The following is a 19,180-nucleotide window of genomic DNA, read 5'->3' as shown; positions in this document are numbered from 1 at the left end:
CCCGCGGCCTCAGTCGGCGAGACCTCGACGCTTGAGCAGAGGCTCGATCTCGGCATCCCGCCCTCGGAAGTCGCGGAAGGCCTCGAGCGGGTCCTTCGACCCGCCGACGCCGAGCAGTCGCTGCCGGAAGCGCTCACCGTTCTCGCGGGTGAGTCCGCCGTTGTCGCCGAACCAGTCGACGGTGTCGGCGTCGAGCACCTCGCTCCAGATGTACGAGTAATAGCCGGCGCTGTAGCCGCCCGCGAACACGTGGGCGAAGTAGGTCGAGGAGTACCGGGTCGGCACGACCGGGTTGTCCAGACCGATGTCGGCGAGGGCGGATGCCTCGAACCCGGCGACATCGATGTCCTCGGCGGCCTGCGCCGAGGTCAGGGAATGCCACGCCTGATCAAGCCAGGATGCCGCGAGGTACTCGCTCGTCGCGAACCCCTGGTTGAAGGTCTCGGACGCGGCGAGCTTCGCCACGACGGCTTCCGACAGCGGCTCGTCGGTGTCGATGTGGCGCGCGTACTTCGAGAGCACCTCGGGCCAGTAGATCCACATCTCGTTGACCTGGCTGGGGAACTCCACGAAGTCGCGGAAGACATTGGTGCCGGCGAAATGCGGGTAGGTGACGGTCGCGAACAGGCCGTGCAGCGCATGTCCGAATTCGTGGAAGAGGGTGGTCACCTCGTCGAGCGTCAGCAGGGTCGGCTTGCCCGGCGCCGGCTTCGGGACGTTGAGGTTGTTCACCACGACGGGCTTCGTGCCGCGAAGCCGCGACTGCGAGACGATCGAGTTCATCCACGCCCCGCCGCGCTTCGTGTCCCGGGTGTACAGGTCGAGGATGAACAGGCCGAGCGGCGAGCCGTCCTCGTTGTGCACCTCGAACACGCGCGCGTCCGGGTGGTACGCGTGYAGGTCGCCGCGCTCGGTGAAGGTGATGCCATAGAGCGCCGTGGCGGCGTAGAAGACGCCGTCCTGCAGCACCCGCTCGGCGTCGAACCACGGGCGCAGTGCCGCGCGATCGAGGTCGTACTCGGCCTGGCGCACCTTCTCGGTGTAGAACGCCCAGTCGTGCGCTTCGAGTGGGAACGGCTCCGGCTCGGCATCGATGATCGCCTGCAGGGCCTCCTGCTCGCGTCGCGCGTTGCGGGCCGCAGGCGTGGCCAGTTTGCGGAGCAGCTCGTGGACGGCCTCGGGAGAGCCCGCGGTCTCGTCGGCAGTGACGAACGCCGAGTGCGACGCGTAGCCGAGGAGCGCTGCGCGCTCGGCGCGCAGCCGGACGATCTCGAGCAGCACCGCGCGGTTGTCATCGTCGGTGCCACGCGATCCGCGGGCTCTCGAGGCATCCAGGATCCGCCGGCGGCTCTCGCGGTTCGTGAGGCTGGAGAGATACGGATGCCCCGTGAACAGCGTGAGGGTGACGAGGTGCTTGCCTTCCAGGCCGCGATCTGTCGCGGCCTGTGCTGCCGCCGACAGCTCGCCTTCGGTGAGGCCGTCCAGTTCGGCGGCGTCGTCGAAGACGACGGCGAGGGCGTTGGTGTCGTTCAGGAGATTCTTCTCGAACGTCGTCGTCAGCGACGATAGGCGCTGATTGATGGCGGTGAGCCGCTCCTTCGCCGTCTCATCGAGCCCCGCGCCCGCCTGCGTCATCTCCCGGAAGTGGCGCTCGACGAGGTAGCGCTGCTCGGGATCGAGCTCGAGCTCGTCGAGCTGCTCGTGCAGGGTCTTCACGCGCCAGTAGAGCTGCGCGTCCAGCTGGATCGAGTCCTGGTGGGCCGACATGAGCGGGGCGAGAGTCTCCTCGATCTGCTGGATCTCCTCGGTCGCGTCGGCGGACGACACCGTGTAGAACGTGCGCGAGATGTCACTGAGCAGGCGTCCCGCCGTCTCGAGCGCCGCCATCGTGTTCTCGAACGTCGGCATCGAGCGGACGCGGGTGATCGCGTCGACCTCCTGCCGGTGCTCGGCGAACGCCTTCTCGAACGCGGGTAGATAGTGGTCGGGCAGGATCGCGGAGTAGTCCGGGAGTCGGTAGGGGAGCGTGCTGGGGGTCAGAAGAGGATTGTCGGTCGCCATGGTCGACAGCCTATCGAGCGGTGGACTCAGGGTGCCGAAGAATATTTGCAAATAGACCGTTGCAAAATAATGCTTGCAAAGACTCCTTTGCATCGCTACTCTCAGGATATGGACGAAGACGAGGAACACGCCGATGACCTGGCTGCGCGGGTCGAGCTGCCGCGGCAGCCCGAGCGCGTCCTGGACACCGGAGCCCTTCGCGCTCTCGCCCACCCGCTCCGGGTGCGGATCTACGACATCCTCAGTCAGTACGGACCCCAGACCGCGAGTTCACTTGCCGAGCGGCTGGGGGAGTCGAGCGGCTCGACGAGCTATCACCTCCGGGCGCTGGCCAAGCACGACCTCATCCACGAGGTCGAGGGCCGGGGGACGACCCGCGAGCGCTGGTGGGAGCGTCAGCCCGGTGGCGTGACGTTTGCCAGCCCGCAGGCGATGAAGACCCCGGCAGGCCGCTCGGCGACGCAGATCGTCATGAACGAGTTCCTGCGCAACCGCCACCAGCAGCTCATGGACTTCGTCGAGCAGGGCGCTGCGCTCGACGACGAGACCTGGGCCGACGGCACCCTGATCTCCACCGCCACCGCGCGGCTCACTCCCGCGCAGAGCAGCGAGCTCACCAATCGCATCATGGCGGTGATCGACGAGACCGTCGCCCAGTACCGCAATCAGACCGGAGAGGACGTGCGGCCGGTGACCATCCGCGCCGACGTCTTCCCCCTTCCCGACCTGGAGGGCAAGTCATGACCGCTATCAGTGCACACCGTGTCGACACGACGCCGCTCGAGCGCACACTTCTGCACACGGCATCCGCGCTCGATCACTTCGTCACCACGCGACTCGAGCGCCGTGCGGGCCGGTCTTCGCGCGCGCGGGCGGTCGCCGCGGCGACGCACGAGCAGTCCCGCGCCGTCGCCCAGGCGTTCGGTGCGATGGGGCTGCTGCCCCGATGAGCGCGTCGCCCTCCATGGTCACCGATCAGTCAGGCGGCGCGCGGGGGCGCGATCGGCTGGGCCGCGACTTCGGCAAGCTGTGGACCGCAGCCGCATTCAGCAACCTCGCCGACGGTCTCGGACGCACGGCTGTGCCGCTCATCGCGACGACGCTCACGCAGGATCCCCTCGCGATCTCGGTCATCGGCGCGCTCGCCTTCGTGCCGTGGCTGGTGTTCGGGCTCCCCGCTGGGATGCTCGTCGACCGGTTCGACCGGCGCATCATCATGGCGATCGCGAACACCATCCGCGGGGCGGTCGCGCTGTGGCTGGCGGTGCTCACGATGTCTGGCCACATCGACATCTGGGCGCTGTTCGCCGGCACCCTGATCTTCGGGCTCGGTGAGACGCTCTTCGACAACGCCACCAACGCCGTGCTGCCCGGAGTGGTCGGCCGTCCGCAGCTCGACCGCGCCAACGGCTGGATCCAAGCCGCGCAGGTCACCATCGACAACTTCATCGCCACCCCGATTGCGGGCATCCTCTTCGCCGTCTCGCTGGCGCTTCCGCTGTGGCTCGGCGGGCTCGGCTACATCGTGCCGATCGTCCTGGCCATCCTGCTCCCGCTGTCGGCTGCGCGGCCGCTTCGTGAAGGCGCGCCGGTTCCGGATGCCTCGGCCCCCGACATCGACGCCGGCTCGCCCCTTCCTGAGCCGGTGGCCGCCACCCTCGCGCCTTCGAAGGTCACCGCCCGCGAGGCCATCTCCTACCTGCGACACGCTCGCTACCTGCGCTCGATGGTCGTCTTCACGTGCATGATCGGCTCCGCCTTCTCGTTCGCACAGGCGCCGCTCATCCTCTTCTTCCTCAACGAGATGCACGTGGCGCCGGCGGCGATCGGCTTCGTCACGGCCGGAATCGGCGTCGGCGCACTGATCGGCTCGATCGTCGCATCGACGCTGGTGCGCCGATTCGGGCGAGGCGTCGTCATGCTCTCCGCGAACTTCGTGGCCGCCCTGGGGATGCTCCTGACCGGACTGGCGCCAGAAGTCTTCACCGCCGTCGCCGCCTTCGGGCTGAGCGCGTTCGCGGTGTCGGTGTGGAACGTGCCGTGGGGGGCGCTGCGTCAGCAGATCGTGCCGCCGCACCTGTTCGGGCGCGTGCTCGGGATCATCCGCACCTTCACGTGGGGACTGTTCCCGATCGCCACCGTGCTCGGGGGCTGGGTGGCGCGGTACGACCTGCGACTGCCGATGCTGATCGGAGCCGGTGTCGTGTTCGTCGCGGCACTGTGCGGCGCTCGCCTGCTGCTGGTCGGCACGAAGGCGGCCGGCGCCGAGGCGGAAGCTCGGGTCGGTTAGGCGAATCCGTCTTCGTCGTCGTGCGTGACGACGGCTTGGCCGTCGGCATCGAGGCTGACGATCACGCCGGTGTCGAGCTCCGCGATCGGACGGCCTTCGAGCCAGGTGAGCGTCCACCGGGGGCGCGGCTGACCGAGCCCGTCGTCCGGGAGGGCGCGGTCGACGCCCTCGACTGCCGCACGCACCGAAGGCGGGACTGCCGCGGGTGGGGTGTCACCAGAGGTCCAGCGGGTGCCGAGCTGCACGTCACACCTCCACGGGGGCGAGTTCGATCGCGGTGATCGCGATGGCCGCGGCATCCGCGTACTCCACCTCGGCGATGCGGCCGACGGCCTTGAGGTCGCCTTCCGCGAGGCGCAGGAGAGCCACGGACGCCTCGGGCGCCGAGATCGTGACGCGGGCGACGGGTGTCTTCTGCGAGGCCTTGGCCTCTGTTTTGGCCCGGCGGATGCCGACGAGCGCGTCGCCGACGGCGGAGAGGACCGCGGGGTCGCCGGCGCTGCCGAGCGGCTCCGGCCATGGCGCGGTGTGCACGGAGCCCTCGTGGAACCATGACCACGACTCCTCCGCGGCGAAGGCGAGCACCGGGGCGAACAGGCGCAGGAGCGCCTCGAGGGCGATGCGCAGCGCCAGAGCGGCGGAGGCCTGGCCGACGTCGGTGCGGTCGTAAGCGCGCTCCTTGACGAGCTCGAGGTAGTCGTCGCAGAACGTCCAGAAGAACGACTCGGCGATCTCGAGCGCGCGGGCGTGATCGTACGAATCGAGCGCCTTGGTGGCGTCGCGGATCACGCCGTCGAGCGTGGCGAGCATCGACGCGTCGAGCGCGTGCGTGACTTCGGCGCCCTCGGGCACAGGGAAGGACAGCACGAACTTCGCAGCGTTGAGCACCTTGATCGCCAGGCGCCGCCCGATCTTGATCTGGGTCGGGTTCTGCGGGTCGAAGGCGGCGTCGGTGCCGAGACGGCTCGAGGCCGCCCAGTAGCGGACCGCGTCGGACCCGTGCTGCTCGAGGATGTCGGCCGGGGTGACGACGTTGCCCTTCGACTTCGACATCTTCTTGCGGTCGGGGTCGACGATGAAGCCGGAGATCGCGGCATCCGTCCACGGCGCGCGGTCGTCTTCCATCGCGCTGCGCAGCAGGGTGGAGAACAGCCAGGTGCGGATGATGTCCTGGCCCTGGGGGCGCAGGTCGAACGGGGCGACGAGGTTCCACAGCTCCGGGTCGCGCTCCCAGCCGGCCGCGAGCTGCGGGGTGAGGGAGGAGGTCGCCCAGGTGTCGAAGATGTCGTTTTCGCCGGCGAAGCCGCCGGGGACGCCGCGCTGCTCGGCCGTGAAGCCGTCCGGCACATCGGTGGACGGGTCGACGGGCAGCCGGTCGGCGGCGGGGAACAGGACGCGGTCGTAGTCGCGGTCGCCGTTCTCGTCGAGCGCGTACCAGACCGGGATCGGCACGCCGAAGAAGCGCTGGCGCGACACGAGCCAGTCTCCGGTGAGGCCGTTCGTCCAGTTCTCGAAGCGCACGCGCATGAAGTCGGGGTGCCACGACATCTCGCGGCCGAAGCCGATCAGCCGCTCGCGCAGCTGCTCGTCGCGGGCGCCGTTGCGCAGGTACCACTGGCGGGTCGAGACGATCTCGAGCGGGCGATCGCCCTTCTCGTAGAACTTCACGGCGTGCGTGAACGGCTTGGGCTCGCCGATGAGCTCGCCCGACTCCTGGAGCAGCTCGACGACGCGCTTCTTCGCGCTGAACACGGTCTTGCCCGCCAGCTCGGCGTAGGCGGCCTGCGCGGCATCCGTGGTGAGGACGTCGGGAGCCTCGGCGATGATGCGGCCGTCCTGGCCGAGGATCGTGCGGTTGGGCAGATCGAGCTCACGCCACCAGATGATGTCGGTCACATCGCCGAAGGTGCAGATCATCGCGATGCCCGAGCCCTTGTCGGGCTGGGCCAGCGGGTGGGCCAGCACGGGCACCTCGACGTCGAACAGCGGGGTGCGCACGGTCGTGCCGAACAGCGGCTGGTAGCGGGCGTCATCGGGGTGCGCGACGAGGGCCACGCAGGCGGCGAGCAGCTCGGGGCGGGTCGTCTCGATGTGCACATCGCCAGAGCCGTCGGTCTTGTGGAAGGCGACGCGGTGATAGGCGGCCTGCTGGTCGCGGTCCTCGAGCTCGGCCTGCGCGATCGCCGAGCGGAAGTCGATGTCCCACAGCGTGGGCGCGAGCGCCTGGTAGGCCTCGCCGCGCTCCAGGTTGCGCAGGAACGCGAGCTGGCTGGTGCGGATCGTGTCGTCCGAGATCGTCCGGTAGGTCTGGGTCCAGTCGACGCTCAGGCCGAGCTTGCGCCACAGCGCCTCGAAGTGCTTCTCATCCTCGACCGTGAGCTTCTCGCACAGTTCGATGAAGTTGCGGCGGCTGATCGGCACCTGGTCGGCGGCGCGGCCGCTCTTGTTGTCGCCGCCCTCGTAGGGGGGCGTGAACTCGGCGTCGTACGGCAGCGAAGGATCGCAGCGCACGCCGTAGTAGTTCTGCACGCGCCGCTCGGTGGGGAGGCCATTGTCATCCCAGCCCATCGGGTAGAACACCGTCTTGCCGCGCATCCGCTCGTAGCGCACCTTGACGTCGGTGTGCGTGTAGCTGAACACGTGGCCGATGTGCAGGCTCCCCGAGGCCGTCGGCGGGGGAGTGTCCACGCTGTAGATCCCGGCGCGGCCGACCTCAGCGGCGACGGCACGATCGAACAGGTAGGTGCCATCCGCGGTCCACGCGGCATCCCACTTCTCTTCGAGACCCTCGAGGGCGGGCTTGTCGGGAATGTGCGCGTCGGCCATGGGCGTCTCCTGCGATATGTGCGGCACCGGGTGTACGTGCCTGAGTGTGGGATGTCCGTCGATTCTACCGGCGTCGACTGCGACGCGCCTGCGAAGGAATTCGGAGCCAGGGCCTCAGTCGTCGACGCGGATGCCGAGAGCTGTGGCGAGGGCGGGTGCGAGGTGCTCGACCTGGCGGAAGGAGAGCGTCGCCCTTCGCAGGCCGGCAGGGTCCGTGTACGAGACGGCCTCGAGCCCGCGCAGGTCGAGATGCTCGGAGCGGAGGCCGCGGGTGTCGACCTCGTCGGCGCGCGAGTCCTCGAAGCGCACCCGCGTCAGCGTCGCCTGCGGCAGATCGAGCGCACCGATCACGCAGTCCGCGACCACCAGGTCATTCACGCGCGCCGCGGGCAGGGCGAGGTAGTCGATGCGGATGCCGCGCAGCTCCACCCCGTCGAGTTCGGCGCTGCGCAGGTCGAGGGTGCCGATGCGCCCGCCCGTGAGGCGGACGTTCCGCCACCGGCTCTCCACCGCACGCAGCTCGGTGGCCCGGAGGTCCGTGATCTCGACGTCACTGAGCGAGGCGCCGGTCAGGTCGAGGCGGTCGACGGATGCCGCGGCCACGACGCACTCCGCAACGTGCGCGTGCGCGGCATCCACCGTTCCAGAGAGACCCTCGATCCGTGCCTGGACCAGGTCATCAGCGCGAGCGATCCCCGCGACGGGGTCGAGCGAATCGGGGATGTCCGGGGTCGCAGCGCGCGGGGCGCGCAGACTGTCGCGCGCCACTCAGGCGGCCTGGGGGGCCAGCGCGGGGGTGAACTCCGGCTCGGGCTGCCGGCGGGCGGCGAGCCACGCCGAGCCGAGCGTGACGGCGGAGAGCACGGCGAGCACGACGCCCGGGTGCCACCAGGCGAAGTCCGTCGCGCCGCCGATCGCGATGGTCACGAGCGGGACGAACCCGCTCACCGTGGCGGCGATCGCATACGCGATCGAGAGCGCCGAGTAGCGGAAGTGGTCGGGGAAGAGGTCGTTCATGAGGCCCCCGAGCGCCGCCCACGACATGGTCGGCAGGATCCCGCCGATGATCATGGTCGCGACCAGGATCGGGAACGTGGCGAACTGCAGCAGGTAGTACATCGGGAACGCGATCAGCAGGGTTCCCGCGGCGCCCCATGCGACGACCTGGGCGGAGCCGATCCGCGCCGCGAGCCGGCCGAACAGCGGGATCGTGATCAGCTGCAGCAGGGCGCCGATCGTCGTGGCGATGAGCAGGTCCTGGAAGCTGAAGCCGAGCTGGTCGACGCCGTAGTTGATGGTGTACGTGTTCATCAGCGAGTACGACCCGATGCCGAGCAGCGCGGCGCCGATCGCGAGGAGCAGTGCCCGGGGACGCTCACGGAACAGGGTGGCGAACGGAAGCCGATCGCGACGGCCCTCCGCCACGACGTTTTCGAAGACGGGCGTCTCGTCGATCGACCAGCGCAGGTACAGCGACACCGCGAGCAGCGGGAGCGCGAGGAGGAACGGGATGCGCCAGCCCCAGGCCATGAGGTCTTCGATCGGCATCGCGATCGTCAGGACGATGAACACCGCGGCGGACAGGATCGAACCGACTGGCGAGCCGAGCTGCGGGATCGCGGCGTAGAAGGCGCGCTTGACGGGTCCGGAGTGCTCGGTCGCGAGCAGGATGGATCCGCCCCACTCCCCGCCGAGGGACAGGCCCTGCGCGATGCGCAGCAGGATGAGGAGGATGGCGCCGACCCAGCCGGCCTGCGCGTAGGTCGGCAGGAGGCCGATGGCGCCTGTCGCGATGCCCATGATCGCCACGGTCCACAGCAGCGTGGTGCGTCGGCCGAGCCGATCGCCCATGTGCCCGAAGATCGCCGCGCCGATCGGTCGCACGACGAATGCCAGCGCGATCGTCGAGAAGGACGCGAGAGTCTCGCCGAAGACGCCGAGCGGCTCGAAGAACAGCGGGCCCAGGAAGAACGCGGAGAAGTAGGCGAAGAGGTAGAAGTCGAACGACTCCAGCGAGGTGCCGACCATCGACGCCCAGGCGACGCGGGCGGTGGGATCGGCAGAGGGGGCGGTGCGAGGGGAAAYGGATGCTGCGGAGGTCACAGGCATCCATCCTGCCACCGCTGGGCGTTGGTGGATCCCGTCCAGGAACGCCGCCCGACTTCTCCGCTCACCCTCAGGACCCATGCCGGTAGAATCGAAGCACAGACATCGATCCGGCCATCACCGGGGAGTCTTCGGAAGAACGCGAGACGGCCGCTCCGGCATCCGTCTCGTCAGTAGAACCGAACGGGGCAGGCCCGTCACAGCCGCAGTGAGAGTGGCCCGCGGTCCCTGAGCTCGTCGAAGGGTCCGCGAGGCAACGCGGGGTGGTACCGCGGTTCCCTTGTCCGGGGAGTCGTCCTCGCAGGAAGCATCGCAACCTGCTGGAGTGAAATGACCTACCCCAAGTCCTCGTTCGGCCCCGCCGCTGACGCAGCAGCCGTCGTGCCGAGTCCGCGGTTCCCCGAGATCGAGCAGGAAGTGCTCGCCTTCTGGGAGCAGGATGACACGTTCCGCGCGTCGATCCAGCAGCGCGACGGTGCCGAGGAGTGGGTGTTCTACGACGGGCCGCCGTTCGCCAACGGACTCCCGCACTACGGCCACCTGCTGACCGGCTATGCGAAGGACCTCTTCCCGCGCTTCCAGACGATGCGCGGCAAGAAGGTCGATCGGGTCTTCGGCTGGGACACCCACGGCCTGCCGGCGGAGCTCGAGGCGATGAAGCAGCTCGGCATCACCGAGAAGGCCGAGATCGAGTCGATGGGAATCGACGCGTTCAACGCGAAGGCCCGCGAATCGGTGCTCGCGTACACGCACGAGTGGGAGGACTACGTCACCCGCCAGGCGCGCTGGGTCGACTTCGAGCGCGGCTACAAGACGCTCGACACGAATTACATGGAGTCGGTCCTCTGGGCGTTCAAGACGCTTCACGACAAGGGCCTCGCCTACGAGGGCTACCGCGTGCTGCCCTACTGCTGGCGCGACGAGACGCCGCTGTCCAGCCACGAGCTGCGCATGGACGACGACGTCTACAAGATGCGTCAGGACCCCTCGGTGACGGTCACCTTCCCGCTCACGGGCGTGAAGGCCGAAGCGCTCGGGCTCACCGGCGTGCGCGCCCTGGCCTGGACGACCACGCCGTGGACGCTCCCGACGAACCTCGCGCTCGCCGTGGGTCCCGACATCCGCTACGTCGTCGTCCCCGGGGGACCAGCCGGCTCCGCCGACGTGCACCACGCGACCGACGGCCACGAGGACGACACCCTCGAGGGCACCGCGCACCGCTACCTGCTCGCCGAGGAGCTCCTCGCGGGCTACGCGAAGGACCTCGGCTACGAGAACGCCGCCGCCGCCCGCGATGCCATCGTGCAGACCGTGCAGGGCTCGGAGCTCGAGGACGTCACCTACGACCGCCTCTTCGATTACTACGCGGATGCCGCGACCTGGGGCACCGCGAACGCGTGGCGCATCCTCGTCGACGACTACGTGACGACCGCGGACGGCACCGGCATCGTCCACCAAGCCCCGGCCTACGGCGAGGACGACCAGCGGGTCACCGAGGCCGCCGGCATCCCGCTCATCATGAGCCTCGACGACGGCGGACGCTTCCTCCCGCAGGTGACGGATGTCGCCGGAGAGCTGTGGATGGACGCGAACACGCCGCTCGTACGGGTCCTCCGCCAGGACGGGCGTCTCCTGCGCCTCGCCAGCTACGAGCACTCCTACCCGCACTGCTGGCGCTGCCGGAACCCCCTCATCTACAAGGCGGTTTCGAGCTGGTTCGTGCGCGTGACCGACTTCAAGGACGGCCTGATCGAGAACAACGAGAAGATCACCTGGGTTCCCGACAACGTCAAGCACGGCCAGTTCGGCAAGTGGCTCGAGGGCGCGCGCGACTGGTCGATCAGCCGCAACCGCTACTGGGGATCGCCGATCCCGGTGTGGAAGAGCGACGACCCCGAGTACCCGCGAGTCGACGTCTACGGCAGCCTCGCCGACCTCGAGCGCGACTTCGGGCGGCTGCCCGTCAACACCGCGGGCGAGGTCGATCTGCACCGTCCGTTCATCGACGACCTGACGCGCCCGAACCCCGACGACCCGACCGGCCGCAGCACGATGCGCCGCATCGAGGACGTGCTCGACGTCTGGTTCGACTCCGCGTCGATGCCCTATGCCCAGGTGCACTACCCGTTCGAGAACCACGACTGGTTCGACGCGCACTCACCCGCTGATTTCATCGTCGAGTACATCGGCCAGACGCGCGGCTGGTTCTACGTCATGCACGTGCTGTCCACGGCGCTGTTCGATCGTCCCGCCTTCACCGGTGTGTCGTGTCACGGCATCGTGCTGGGCAGCGACGGTCTCAAGATGTCGAAGTCGCTGCGGAACTATCCGGACGTGTCCGAGGTCTTCGATCGCGACGGCTCCGACGCGATGCGCTGGTTCCTCATGTCGAGCTCCGTCCTGCGCGGCGGCAACCTCGTCGTGACGGAGGAGGGGATCCGCGCCGGCGTGCGCGAATTCATGCTCCCGCTCTGGAACGCGTGGTACTTCTTCGCGACGTATGCGAACGCTGCCGGTGGCCCTTCGACAGGCGCAGGGACCGGGGACTCCGGGTACGAGGCCCAGTGGCGGACCGACTCCACCGACGTCCTCGACCGCTACATCCTCGCGCTCACCGGTGACCTCGTGCGCGGCGTCGCCGCCGACCTCGAGGTGCTCGACTCGACACTCGCGGCGGCCAAGCTCCGCGAGTTCACCGAGGCGCTCACCAACTGGTACATCCGCCGCTCCCGCGACCGGTTCTGGGTGGGAGTCCCTTCGACAGGCTCAGGGACCGGGCAGGACCCGAAGACCACCGAGGCGTTCGACACGCTGTACACCGTGCTCGAGACCCTCACACGCGTCGCGGCGCCGCTGATCCCGCTCGTGTCGGACCGCGTCTGGCAGGGGCTCACCGGCGGACGCAGCGTACACCTGCAGGACTGGCCGGACGCCGACGCCTTCCCCGCCGCGGATGACATCCGCTCCGCGATGGACGCCGTCCGCGAGGTCTCGAGCACCGCGAACGCGCTGCGCAAGAAGGAGGGGCGTCGCGTGCGCCTCCCGCTTTCGCGCTTGACCGTGGTGGTGTCGGATGCCGGGGCCCTCGCCCAGTTCGACGATATTCTGCGCGAAGAGCTCAACGTCAAGAGCATCGACCTCGTCGAGCTCGAGGCGGAGACCGCCTCCGGCTACGGGATCACCCATCGACTGTCAGTCAACGCGCGGGCAGCCGGACCTCGGCTCGGGAAGCGCGTGCAGCAGGCGATCCAGGCGGCCAAGGCAGGGGAGTGGAGCGAGCACGACGGCATCGTCGCCGTGCGCACGCTCGAGGGCGAACTCGCCCTCGAGCCCGGCGAGTACGACCTCGTCCTGGAGACCACCGGCCGGCCCGAGGGTGAGGCGCTCGCGCTGCTGCCTCGGGGCGGATTCGTCCTGCTCGACACGACGACCACGCCCGAACTGGAAGCCGAGGGGCTCGCGCGGGATCTCATCCGGGCCATCCAGGACACGCGCAAGGCCGCCGGTTTCGACGTCAGCGACCGCATCCGCCTGGGGCTGTTCTTCACGGATGCCGCGGACGCCGCAGCCGTCAGCTCGGCGTTCGATATCGCAGACATCGCGGGCGAGACCCTCGCGACCGAGCATGCGATCTCCGTGGATGGCCAGGCCCACATCGGTGAGCCCGACCATCGGGCGACGTTCGCTGCCGGCGCGTACGCGAATGCGGGCGAGTTCTCGGTCTCCGTGACGAAGGTGAAGGCATCCGCATGAGTGAACGCGATCGCAGTCGGGCCGACGCCGTGTACGCGGCGCTCCTGCAGCGGCAGGGTGAGCGCTGGGTGCAGCCGCGCGTCGAACGCACCCGGCGGGTGCTCGAGCTGCTCGATGACCCGCAGCGCACCTACCGGGTCGTGCACGTCACCGGGACGAACGGCAAGACCTCCACGAGCCGGATGATCGAGAGCCTCGTGCGCGCTCACGGACTGCGCACCGGGCTGTTCACGAGCCCACACCTGGAGCGGTTCACCGAGCGGATCATGATCGACGGCGAGCCGATCGCCGACGGCGCGATCGCCGACGCCTGGGACGAGATCGAGCCGTTCGTCGACCTGGTCGACGCCGAGCTCGCGGCGGTCGACGACGCGCCGCTCACCTTCTTCGAGCTGCTCACCGTGCTCGCCTTCGTCGCCTTCGCCGATGCACCGGTCGATGTCGCGGTCGTCGAGGTCGGCATGGGCGGCTCATGGGATTCGACGAACACCGCAGACGGCGACGTCGCGGTGATCGCCCCGATCGACCTCGATCACGCCGACCGGCTCGGCGAGACGATCGCCGACATCGCGGCAGTCAAGGCCGGGATCATCAAGGACGGCGCGGCCGTCGTCTCGGCCCGTCAGGATCCGACGGCCGATACCGTGCTGCGCGCCGCCGCCGCCGCGCGGGGCGCCACGATCGCGTTCGAAGGCGCCGACTTCGGCCTGACATCGGGCCGGCTCGCCGTCGGCGGGCAGCTCATCTCGGTGCGCGGCCTCGCCGGCACCTACGACGATGAATACCTCCCGCTCTACGGTGCGCACCAGGGCTTCAACGCCGCGCTGGCGATCGCCGCCGTCGAGTCGCTCATCGGCGGCGCCAGCCAGGCGATCGCCGGCGACATTCTCACAGAGGGGCTCAGCAACACGACATCGCCGGGCCGACTGCAGCTGGTCGGCATCAGCCCGACCGTGCTCGTCGACGCCGCGCACAATCCGCACGGCGCACGGGCGCTCGCCACCGCTCTCCAGGAGTCGTTCTCCTTCGACGAGTGGGGCGTCGTGCTCGGCATCCTCGCCGAAAAGGATGCCGCAGGCATCGTCGCGGCGCTCGCCCCGGTCGCCACGCATGTCTTCGCCACCGCGCCGGAGTCCGACCGAGCCAACGACGCCGACCGCATCGCCGACCTCGCCGAGCTCGCGGGCCTGCCCGTCACCGTCCACGAGGGGGTCTCGGACGCCGCTGAAGCCGCACGAGCCTGGGCCGCGGCATCCGATCGTCGCGCCGTCGTGATCGCCGGCTCGGTCGTCCTCGCGGGGGAGGCGCTTGCGCTCGCCGCTGCGGAGGACTGGAAGGCGGGGTGGGAGGAGTGAGCGCGCCCACCGCGCCGGTGGCTCGCGAGCCCCGGCGACCTCGTCGCCGAGGCGCCGCGGAGTCGCTCGGCTCGATCGTGCTGGCCTTCGAGTCGATCGTCGTCTTCCTGGGCGGCCTGGTCGCCTACGGTCTCAAAACCCTTCCGCCGGGTGTGGAGCAGTGGTGGGGCATCGTCGCCGGCGCAGTCGTGGGACTCGCGATGCTGCTGACCTCAGGACTCATGCGCTATCGCTGGGCGATCGCGCTGGGCTGGGCGCTGCAGGGAGTTGTGATCCTGGGCGGATTCCTCGTCCCGGCGCTCGTGCTGGTCGGCCTCGTCTTCGCGGCCCTCTACGGGTATGCCACGATCAAAGGAGCGTCCCTGGACAAGCGCAACGCGCAGCTGATCGCCGAAGCCGAGAACGAAGATGGAGACTGACATGGCCACTGAAGAGACCCTCGTCCTGGTGAAGCCCGACGGCGTCGCCCGGGGCCTCACCGGCGCGATCCTCGCGCGCATCGAAGCCAAGGGCTACGCGCTGGTCGACATCCGTCTCGTCGAGCCGGATCGTGAGACGCTCGAGCAGCACTACGCCGAGCACGAGGGCAAGCCGTTCTACGAGCCCCTCCTGGACTTCATGATGTCCGGGCCGTCCGTGGCCATCCGACTCGCCGGCAACCGCGTGATCGAGGGCTTCCGCTCGCTCGCGGGGACCACCGACCCGACGACGGCCGCGCCGGGCACCATCCGCGGCGACTTCGGTCGCGACTGGGGCCTGAAGGTGCAGCAGAACCTCGTGCACGGCTCGGACAGCCCCGAGTCGGCCGCCCGCGAACTCGCGATCTGGTTTTAGAAGAGCGCGTTGAGCACGTCCAGGCGCATCTGGGCGAGGATCGCGATCACGGCGTAGCTGACGACGGCGAGGAGCGGCACCCAGCTCATCAGGCGGTCCGCTCCTCGGCGCAGACCGGCGGGGGCGGGCACAAGGCCCGCGCGCAGGATGTGCAGCGTCACCGCGTAGAACGTCGGGATGGTGACGATCCACGTCACCATGCACCACGGGCAGAGCGTGCCCAGGATGAAGATGCTCTGGCCGATGAGCCAGATCACGAAGCCGAACGCGAACAGCACGCCACCCTCGAAGAGCCACCAGAACCAGCGGGCGAAGCGGGCGTGGGCGAGGATCGCCGCACCGACCACGATGGGCGCCACCCAGCCGGCGAGGCCCAGGATGGGGTTGGGGAATCCGAACACTGCACCTTGCCAGGATTCGAGATTCCGCGTGCACTGCACGAGGGGCGAGAAGTCGCAGGACGCCACTGAGCCCGGGTTCTCCAGCAGGTTCAGCCGCTCCATCGTGAGGGCGAACGCCGCCCACCAGCCGATCGCTCCGGCGATGACGAGCCACACGGCCAGACCGGTGGGACGGGAGTGGGATTGCGCCGTGGACATGCTCGGATTATGACATCGCAAACCTCGCGGATGCCGCGTCCCGCACCGGCCGAAGACGCGCGGATCTGCGTGCTTCGCGCAATCGATCCGCGAAAGTGCGATAATGGTCGTTGATCGGTCGCGGCCGCGCCGCCACCGCATCACAGAAGACTTCAGGGCAAGAGTGCCCTTGGCAGCGCGAGCCCCCGCCGACGAGCCGGATCCCGCTGCAGACCGAGTGAGTTCGCGGCACCGCAGGTGCGGCGCCGCACGAGATTTCGCCGGGCGACGCGCGGTGTCGCCCCGCAGGGAGTACGCCGGTGATGGCAGATGAGACCCTTGACCACGAAGACATCGATCAGGAAGCACGGAGCGACAGCCGAGAGCTGACCGTGGAGGACGTCCTCACGCAGGACCCCGCCCCGGTCGCAGACGCCGAGCACGCTGTGCATTCGGACGATGATTCTTCCCACGCCGAGTCTTCGACAGACGACGTTCCGCGGGACGACGCGTCCGTGAACGAGGCTTCGGATGCCGAGCCCTCGGTTGACGAGGCCACGTCGGTCGCAGCGACCGATGCGGCGCCTGAGCCCGCCCCCGAGACTGTCGTCTCGGACGAGGCCCCCGTCGAGCCCGAGCCCGCGCCCGAGCCGGAGTCGGAGTCACTGCCGGAGCCGGAGCCGGAGCCGGAGCCCGGTCCGGTCACCGCTGTCTCGCTGGGACTGATCCCCGCGGACTTCGTCTCCGCGGTCTCGACGCAGCTGACGTTCTATGCGCCGCCGATTGCCGTGCTGCCGCCCCTGCCGCTCCTGCCAGGGCGCTCCCAGCCTGTCGAGGAGGCGCCGACCTCCAACGCGCGCCGCCGCACCCGCGGACGCAGGCCGGCAGACGGCCAGGACGAGGCATCCGCTCCGGTCGAACCGCAGCAGCCGCGCCAGCGGCCGGCGGTCGAGCAGCACCCGCGTCAGCGGGCGGTCGAGCTGATCACCGAGCCCCAGCGCATCAAGGGCTCCACGCGCCTCGAGGCGAAGAAGCAGCGCCGCCGCGATGGCCGCGAAGCCGGCCGGCGCCGCGCTGTCGTCACCGAGGCGGAGTTCCTCGCCCGCCGCGAGGCCGTCGACCGCGTGATGGTCGTGCGCTCCAAGAACGGCCGTGTCCAGATCGCCGTGCTCGAAGACAACGTGCTCGTCGAGCACTACGTCGCGCGCAACCAGGACGCCTCGCTCATCGGCAACGTGTACGTGGGCCGGGTGCAGAACGTGCTCCCGAGCATGGAGGCAGCGTTCGTCGACATCGGCCGCGGCCGCAACGCCGTGCTCTACTCGGGCGAAGTGGACTGGGATGCGGTCGAGACCGGCAACCAGCCCCGCCGCATCGAGCTCGCGCTGAAGACCGGCGATCGGGTGCTCGTGCAGGTCACGAAGGATCCCGTCGGGCACAAGGGCGCTCGCCTGACGAGCCAGATCTCGCTGCCTGGTCGCTACCTCGTGTACGTGCCGGGCGGTGCGATGAACGGGATCTCCCGCAAGCTGCCCGACACCGAGCGTGCGCGCCTCAAGCGCATCCTGAAGGAGGTGCTGCCGGAATCGTCGGGCGTCATCGTCCGTACGGCCGCCGAGGGCGCCACCGAGGACCAGCTCACCCGCGATGTGCAGCGCCTCACAAACCAGTGGGAGCACATCAGCACGCAGGTGGACAGCATCCAGGCTCCCGCGCTCCTGCACTCCGAGCCGGACCTGCTCGTGAAGATCGTCCGCGACGTCTTCAACGAGGACTTCACGAAGATGCTCATCCAGGGCGAAGACGCGCACAACACGATCTCCAGCTACCTCGCGAGCGTCGCTCCCGACCTGCTGGACCGCATCGCGACGTTCGAAGGCGAAGCCGACCCGTTCGACGAGTTCCGCGTCTCGGAGCAGATCGAGAAGGCGCTGGACCGCAAGGTGTGGCTCCCGTCGGGTGGATCGCTCGTCATCGACCGCACCGAGGCGATGACCGTGATCGACGTGAACACCGGCAAGTTCGTCGGCTCCGGGGGAAACCTCGAGGAGACCGTCACGAAGAACAACCTGGAAGCCGCCGAGGAGATCGTGCGCCAGCTCCGACTGCGTGACATCGGCGGGATCATCGTCGTCGACTTCATCGACATGGTGCTGGAATCCAACCGCGACCTGGTGCTGCGTCGCGTCGTCGAATGCCTCAGCCGCGACCGCACCAAGCACCAGGTGGCCGAGGTCACCTCGCTCGGTCTCGTGCAGATGACCCGCAAGAAGCTCGGGCTCGGACTGCTCGAGACCTTCAGCGAGCAGTGCGAGGTCTGCGCCGGCCGCGGTGTCATCGTGCACCACGACCCGGTTGTCAGGCATCGCCCGCCGAACGGTGCGCCTCCGACGACCAATCGCCGGCCTGCCCGCACGAACTCGCAGACCCCTCCGTCGGGCGGAACCCACGTCATCACCGAGGGTGTGAAGTCTGCGCTCGCGCAGATCGCGGCTTCGACGATCCACCACCACGACGAGCCGATCGCCGAGGCGCTGCCCGTGCAGGAGGTGCGTCCCGTCGAGGCCGCCCCGCCCGCCGCGGAGCGGGCGAAGAAGCCGCGGAAGAAGCGGCCGGAGCAGACCAGGGCCCCCCGGACCGAGACCGACCTGCTCCTGGACTCCGTGCTGAGCGCCCTGCCCGAGCCCAAGGCTCCGGGTCAGGGTCGTGCGCGCCGCCGGGTCACGACGGCTGCGCTGACCGGTACGCCGGTGCAGCACGCCCCGACCGAAGACTGATGCTCAGAGCCCCCGGCGCTGCCGTGCCGTCACGCGCAGCCCGGAGGCGATGAGCGCTCGCACGAGCGTGTGCCCGTCGACATGGCGGGCACCCGCGGCGACGAGCCGTTCGTGCGCCTCGTCGGGCACGTCGTAGTGGTCGAGATCGAACCCGCGCCGCGGAATCCCCTGCGCCGCGGCGAAGGCGTGCAGCTCGTCCAGGTCATGGTCGGACACCAGATGAGCCCAGAGTCGCCCATGCGCCGGCCAGCGCGGATCGTCGATCAGGATCGCCACGAACCTGATCATATGCACCGGATGTCGCGCCACGGCGCGCCGCGCTTTTGCTTGCGGTCGCGGCATCCGGTAAAGTAGTCCTTTGGTGCGTCCCGTTACGCGGGCGGTAGGGCTTTACCTCGAGAGCTTCGCCGGAAACGGCAGAGACCACCAGGACTTTCCAGTCTCACAAAGACAATCGGAGCCGTGCGCTCCCAAGACGAAAACAGGTGTGAAGTGGTTTACGCAGTTGTGCGCGCCGGTGGCCGGCAGGAGAAGGTCGAGGTCGGCACTATCGTCGTCCTCGATCGGCAGTCCGCGAAGGTCGGCGACAAGATCGAGCTC

Annotated in this window: 16 protein-coding genes; 9 read left to right on the top strand and 7 right to left on the bottom strand. The window is 69.1% G+C overall.

Translation table 11 applies throughout. The annotated features are described in order from the left end of the window. Nucleotides 1-9: 9 nt before the first annotated feature. A complete protein-coding gene (locus AC1DVT_RS08010; RefSeq protein WP_477388003.1) occupies nt 10-2,061 on the bottom strand; it encodes a M3 family metallopeptidase in 2,052 nt (683 codons plus the stop codon). Between the two features lie 108 nt (nt 2,062-2,169). Between AC1DVT_RS08010 and AC1DVT_RS08005 the strand changes: the two genes are divergently transcribed. From AC1DVT_RS08005 to AC1DVT_RS07995, 3 genes are read left to right on the top strand one after another with little or no spacing between them, the layout of a single operon-like run. Beyond that, nucleotides 2,170-2,805 carry a winged helix-turn-helix domain-containing protein gene (locus AC1DVT_RS08005; RefSeq protein WP_477388001.1) on the top strand — a complete coding sequence of 212 codons (636 nt, stop codon included), beginning with the start codon at nt 2,170-2,172 and terminating at the stop codon, nt 2,803-2,805. Then, nucleotides 2,802-3,011: a hypothetical protein gene (locus AC1DVT_RS08000; protein ID WP_477387999.1), complete on the top strand. Its 210-nt coding sequence runs from the start codon at nt 2,802-2,804 to the stop codon at nt 3,009-3,011. Before AC1DVT_RS08005 ends, AC1DVT_RS08000 begins: the two co-directional genes overlap by 4 nt. Further along, nucleotides 3,008-4,351 carry an MFS transporter gene (locus AC1DVT_RS07995; protein ID WP_477387997.1) on the top strand — a complete coding sequence of 448 codons (1,344 nt, stop codon included), beginning with the start codon at nt 3,008-3,010 and terminating at the stop codon, nt 4,349-4,351. Before AC1DVT_RS08000 ends, AC1DVT_RS07995 begins: the two co-directional genes overlap by 4 nt. Here the strand turns inward: AC1DVT_RS07995 and AC1DVT_RS07990 are convergent. The 4 genes from AC1DVT_RS07990 to AC1DVT_RS07975 form a co-directional block, all read right to left on the bottom strand. Beyond that, on the bottom strand, nt 4,348-4,596 hold the full coding sequence (locus tag AC1DVT_RS07990) for a hypothetical protein (RefSeq protein WP_457098483.1): 249 nt from the start codon (nt 4,594-4,596) through the stop codon (nt 4,348-4,350). The two genes, AC1DVT_RS07995 and AC1DVT_RS07990, sit on opposite strands and share 4 nt — an antisense overlap. Nucleotide 4,597: 1 nt before the next feature. Further along, the gene (gene valS / locus AC1DVT_RS07985; protein ID WP_477387995.1) at nt 4,598-7,177 is read right to left on the bottom strand and encodes a valine--tRNA ligase; all 2,580 of its coding nucleotides are present in this window, start codon (nt 7,175-7,177) and stop codon (nt 4,598-4,600) included. A 114-nt stretch (nt 7,178-7,291) separates the two neighbouring features. After that, nucleotides 7,292-7,945, bottom strand: coding sequence for a pentapeptide repeat-containing protein (locus tag AC1DVT_RS07980; RefSeq protein WP_477387993.1), 654 nt, complete (start codon nt 7,943-7,945; stop codon nt 7,292-7,294). Continuing rightward, nucleotides 7,946-9,286, bottom strand: a complete 1,341-nt coding sequence (locus AC1DVT_RS07975) for an MFS transporter (protein ID WP_477387991.1) — start codon at nt 9,284-9,286, stop codon at nt 7,946-7,948. Between the two features lie 327 nt (nt 9,287-9,613). Here AC1DVT_RS07975 and ileS point away from each other — a divergent pair, with 327 nt between their 5' ends. Genes ileS through ndk form a run of 4 tightly spaced genes read left to right on the top strand, consistent with a single transcriptional unit; the run spans nt 9,614 to nt 15,225 of the window. Next, nucleotides 9,614-13,036 carry an isoleucine--tRNA ligase gene (gene ileS / locus AC1DVT_RS07970; protein ID WP_477387989.1) on the top strand — a complete coding sequence of 1,141 codons (3,423 nt, stop codon included), beginning with the start codon at nt 9,614-9,616 and terminating at the stop codon, nt 13,034-13,036. Next, entirely contained in the window at nt 13,033-14,391 is a 1,359-nt protein-coding gene (locus tag AC1DVT_RS07965; protein WP_457098488.1) for a bifunctional folylpolyglutamate synthase/dihydrofolate synthase, read from the top strand. Before ileS ends, AC1DVT_RS07965 begins: the two co-directional genes overlap by 4 nt. Further along, the gene (locus tag AC1DVT_RS07960) at nt 14,388-14,810 is read left to right on the top strand and encodes a DUF4233 domain-containing protein (protein WP_457098489.1); all 423 of its coding nucleotides are present in this window, start codon (nt 14,388-14,390) and stop codon (nt 14,808-14,810) included. Before AC1DVT_RS07965 ends, AC1DVT_RS07960 begins: the two co-directional genes overlap by 4 nt. Before the next feature lies 1 nt (nt 14,811). After that, nucleotides 14,812-15,225, top strand: coding sequence for a nucleoside-diphosphate kinase (gene ndk, locus AC1DVT_RS07955; RefSeq protein WP_457098490.1), 414 nt, complete (start codon nt 14,812-14,814; stop codon nt 15,223-15,225). On the opposite strand, the gene AC1DVT_RS07950 is transcribed toward ndk, so the two are convergent. After that, complete coding sequence (locus tag AC1DVT_RS07950) at nt 15,222-15,824, bottom strand: vitamin K epoxide reductase family protein (RefSeq protein ID WP_457098491.1); 603 nt, start codon at nt 15,822-15,824, stop codon at nt 15,222-15,224. The genes ndk and AC1DVT_RS07950 overlap by 4 nt on opposite strands. Before the next feature lie 302 nt (nt 15,825-16,126). On the opposite strand from AC1DVT_RS07950, the gene AC1DVT_RS07945 reads away from it, so the two are divergent. Continuing rightward, a complete protein-coding gene (locus AC1DVT_RS07945) occupies nt 16,127-18,580 on the top strand; it encodes an Rne/Rng family ribonuclease (RefSeq protein WP_477387986.1) in 2,454 nt (817 codons plus the stop codon). A gap of 3 nt (nt 18,581-18,583) precedes the next feature. Here the strand turns inward: AC1DVT_RS07945 and AC1DVT_RS07940 are convergent, their stop codons facing one another. Continuing rightward, complete coding sequence (locus AC1DVT_RS07940; protein ID WP_457098493.1) at nt 18,584-18,856, bottom strand: DUF4031 domain-containing protein; 273 nt, start codon at nt 18,854-18,856, stop codon at nt 18,584-18,586. Between the two features lie 216 nt (nt 18,857-19,072). Here AC1DVT_RS07940 and AC1DVT_RS07935 point away from each other — a divergent pair. Further along, nucleotides 19,073-19,180 (top strand): bL21 family ribosomal protein (locus tag AC1DVT_RS07935; protein ID WP_477388004.1); only part of this gene is annotated, 108 nt, incomplete at its 3' end.

The organism is Microbacterium sp. P2_F9 (genome assembly GCF_056403635.1).
This window is presented reverse-complemented; position numbering and strand designations above follow the sequence as displayed.

Coding starts and splice junctions, on each gene's coding strand:
- AC1DVT_RS08005 (WP_477388001.1), top strand. CDS start 2,170: ATGGACGAAGACGAGGAACACGCCGATGACCTGGCTGCGCGGGTCGAG.
- AC1DVT_RS08000 (WP_477387999.1), top strand. CDS start 2,802: ATGACCGCTATCAGTGCACACCGTGTCGACACGACGCCGCTCGAGCGC.
- AC1DVT_RS07995 (WP_477387997.1), top strand. CDS start 3,008: ATGAGCGCGTCGCCCTCCATGGTCACCGATCAGTCAGGCGGCGCGCGG.
- valS (WP_477387995.1), bottom strand. CDS start 7,177: ATGGCCGACGCGCACATTCCCGACAAGCCCGCCCTCGAGGGTCTCGAA.
- ileS (WP_477387989.1), top strand. CDS start 9,614: ATGACCTACCCCAAGTCCTCGTTCGGCCCCGCCGCTGACGCAGCAGCC.
- AC1DVT_RS07965 (WP_457098488.1), top strand. CDS start 13,033: ATGAGTGAACGCGATCGCAGTCGGGCCGACGCCGTGTACGCGGCGCTC.
- ndk (WP_457098490.1), top strand. CDS start 14,812: ATGGCCACTGAAGAGACCCTCGTCCTGGTGAAGCCCGACGGCGTCGCC.
- AC1DVT_RS07950 (WP_457098491.1), bottom strand. CDS start 15,824: ATGTCCACGGCGCAATCCCACTCCCGTCCCACCGGTCTGGCCGTGTGG.
- AC1DVT_RS07945 (WP_477387986.1), top strand. CDS start 16,127: ATGGCAGATGAGACCCTTGACCACGAAGACATCGATCAGGAAGCACGG.